This is a genomic window from Luteibacter sp. HAY1-4A (assembly GCF_056755355.1).
In genome coordinates this window covers 1-3,362 of the sequence record NZ_JBNDHZ010000094.1, presented here as the reverse complement: position 1 = coordinate 3,362, position 3,362 = coordinate 1, and the positions used below count along the sequence as shown (strand labels likewise).

The 3,362-nt window shown below is 63.4% G+C and carries 2 protein-coding genes; one reads left to right on the top strand and one right to left on the bottom strand.

Annotated elements, in window-relative coordinates; genetic code table 11:
* Positions 1 to 2,796 (top strand): TonB-dependent receptor plug domain-containing protein (locus ACPYOD_RS18995; RefSeq protein ID WP_481303250.1); only part of this gene is annotated, 2,796 nt, incomplete at its 5' end.
* Between the two features lie 60 nt (positions 2,797 to 2,856).
* Here the strand turns inward: ACPYOD_RS18995 and ACPYOD_RS18990 are convergent.
* Positions 2,857 to 3,360: a TPM domain-containing protein gene (locus ACPYOD_RS18990; RefSeq protein ID WP_481303249.1), complete on the bottom strand. Its 504-nt coding sequence runs from the start codon at positions 3,358 to 3,360 to the stop codon at positions 2,857 to 2,859.
* Between the last annotated feature and the right edge of the window lie 2 nt (positions 3,361 to 3,362).

Genomic DNA, 3,362 nt, shown 5'->3' with positions numbered 1-3,362 from the left:
CTTCCCATCGGCAGCTATCGCGTGAACGTCCAGCAGGATGGCCGCACTGTCGCCAGCCGCGAAATCAGCGTGGTGGCGGGCCAGTCGGCGCAGGTGAACTTCATCGCGCCGGCCGCGAGCCAGACCGATGCACAAGCACTCGACGTCGTCACGGTATCGGCCACCGCCCTGGCCGCCATCGATGTTGCATCCGTCGAATCGCGCACGAGCTTCACGGCCGACCAGCTCAACAAGCTGCCCGTGCCGCGCAACGTGGTGGACGTGGCCGCGCTGACGCCCGGCACCGTCAAGGGCGACGAAGCGTTCGGTAACCTGCCCTCGTTCGGCGGCGCGTCCGTCGCGGAGAACAGCTACTACGTCAATGGCTTCAACGTCACCAACCTGTACAACAACCTGTCTTTCGCCGAGGTTCCCTTCCAGGCGATCCAGCAGCTCGACGTGCAGACCGGCGGCTACGGTGCGCAGTACGGTTTCTCCACCGGCGGCGTGACCTCCGTGATCACCAAGCGCGGCACGAACGAATGGAAGGGCGGCGGCAGCTGGGTGTACACGCCGGCGTGGGGCCGCGAACAGCGGCCCACCACCTATACGAAGGACGGCAACCTCTACCGCACGTACCAGCAGGACAGCGACAACCAGAACGTCTACACCGCGTGGCTCGGCGGGGCGCTGGTGAAGGACAAGCTGTTTTTCTACGGCATCTTCCAGGCGGATCGCCAGACGAAAACCACCTACCCCATCGCTACCTCGTCGGCCGCCGCGCAGCGCGACACCAACGACAATCCATTCCACCTGATCAAGATGGATTGGAACATCGACGATTCGAACATTCTCGAATGGACGTCGATGAACAACACGAAGCACATCACGAACCGTTACTTCGGGTCGTCCATCGACGGTGACGGCAAGCCGTCCACCGACGATTACCTCGGGCGCCGCCAGCAGAAGACCGGCGGCGCCACCAATATCTTCAAGTACACAGGCTACCTCAACGACGACCTCACCCTGTCCGCGCAGTGGGGCAAGATGAAGGGCAAGAACTCGTCGGAGTACATCAGCGCCGATGGCACGGTCACGAGATACGACGGCGACATCGAGGGCTCGAACTCCGGCTGTCCGTACATCATCGATCGCCGCTCCAGCACCCTCGCGGGCGAGAACGGGCCTATTCGCTCGTGCTACCTCAGCAGCCAGATCGACCGCTTCGACGGCGAGGACGTGCGCACGGCCTACCGCATCGACCTCGACTGGCAGCTCGGCGATCACAGCGTTTCGGGCGGCTACTCGCGTGAAGAGTGGACGTCGGAGGCAGGCAAGAGCTATGCCGGCGGCGCGCTGTACTACTACCGGACCAATGCGGCCGGTGAGGACTACGTCACCCATTACAACTTCCGCACCGGCGGTTCGGTGAGCGTCGACCAGAAGTCGTGGTACCTGCAGGACAACTGGCAGGTTACCGACAAGTTCCTCGCTTACATCGGCGTACGCAACGATTCGTTCGAGAACAAGAACGGCGACGGCCAACGTTTCGTTCGCCAGGGCAATATCTGGCAACCGCGCCTCGGCTTCGCCTGGGACGTATTCGGCGACTCCGGCACCAAGGTGTTCGGCACGGCGGGCCGCTATTCCTTGCCTATCGCGGCCAATGTCGCCCTGCGTGCCGCCACCGCGTCGTACTACACGATGCAGAACTTCTCGTATTCCGGCATCGACCCCGTGACCGGCGCGCCCATCCTCGGCGATCCACTCGGCGACCGGCTCGTCGTCAACGGAGAGAACGGCAGCACGCCGAATCCGAGTTCCGTCGCCTCGAAAGGCCTGAAGCCCTACTCGCAGGACGAATACATCCTCGGATTCCAGCACCGCATCAACAGCGACAACGCGTTCCTCAACGACTGGGTGGTCGGCGCCAAGGCCACTTACCGCAGGCTCAACAACGCCATCGACGATACCTGCGACTGGCGTCCGTTCTACGACTATGGAAAGTCCATCGGCCTCGACATGGACGCCAACGGAGACCGCTTCTCGCCCCCGTCCACCACCCCCGGCTGCTTCATCTACAACCCGGGCAGCAAGGTCTCCGTGGACGTCGACCTCGACGGCAGCGGCACGCTGCACAACGTGACCCTTCCCGGCAGTGCATTCGGCGCCAAGGCCAAGCGCACCTACCAGGCGGTTACCCTGTCTGCGGAAAAAGCGACCGAGCGCCTGTACGTCAATGCGTCCTACACCTGGTCGAAGAACCGCGGCAACACGGAAGGCCTGGTGAAGTCCGACAACGGCCAGGACGACACGGGCACTACGAGCGCGTTCGACTATGCCGAACTGATGGTCGGCGCCAACGGCTACCTGCCGAACGATCGCCGGCACAGCTTCAAGATCTACGGCGGGTATACGCTCTCCCCGGAGTGGTCCGTCGGCGTGAACGGCCTGCTTGAATCGGGGCGCCCGACCAGCTGCTTCGGCGGTGGCGAAGGCACGGTCGCGGGCATTCCGAGCTACAGCTCCGCGTTCTTCTACTGCGAAGGGAAGATCTCCGGCCGCGGCCGTGGAAAGCGCCTGCCATGGACGTGGACGCTGAGCCCGAATGTCGTATACACGCCAGCCTTCGCCAGGGGCCTGACGATGCAACTGGACGTCATCAACGCGTTCAACAACGCGAAGCCGACCACCATCACCGAGGTAGCGGAAAACGGCGCCGACCAGACGTACTACAGCACGACGTACCACGTGCCGAAAAACTACCAGGCACCGCGCTCCGTACGCCTGATGGTGCAGTACGACTTCACGCTGTAAGGCACACGGCTAAAGAGGGGCCGCCCTTCGGGGCGGCCTCTTTTTGTCTGATCAGAAAGATCAAAGAACCAGCGGGCGGTCCGGCAGTTCGTTCCTGCGCGCATCGCCGTTCGCGGGAAAATGCCGCGCCAGCAAGGCACCGGCTTCTGCCACGCCCGTTTGTACCGCCTCACGGAAATGCCCCTGTGCGAACTGGTCGCGCATGTGCGCCGTGATCGCTTCCCACTCGGCCGGCGCTACGACCTTCGCGATGCCGCGGTCGGCGACGATCTCTATACGGTGTTCGGCTAGAAGCACGTAGAGCAGCACGCCGCTGTTTTCCTCGGTGTCCCACACACGCATGTGGGAAAACAGCATGGCTGCGCGGTCGCGTGCGGTGACATCGGCCGCCACCGCCGAGAATGGCAGGCGCGATTCGATCGCCACCCGCAGTTCGCCGCGATGCCGGCCCTCGCCTTCCGCCACCGTCTTTGCGATGGCGTCGAGCGTGGCTGGAGGGAATTGCCGGCCCATCTGGAACCAGGCACCGAACAGGTTGGTCGTGATTCTGTCTCTTATACACATCT

Coding starts and splice junctions, on each gene's coding strand:
- ACPYOD_RS18990 (WP_481303249.1), bottom strand. CDS start 3,360: ATGTGTATAAGAGACAGAATCACGACCAACCTGTTCGGTGCCTGGTTC.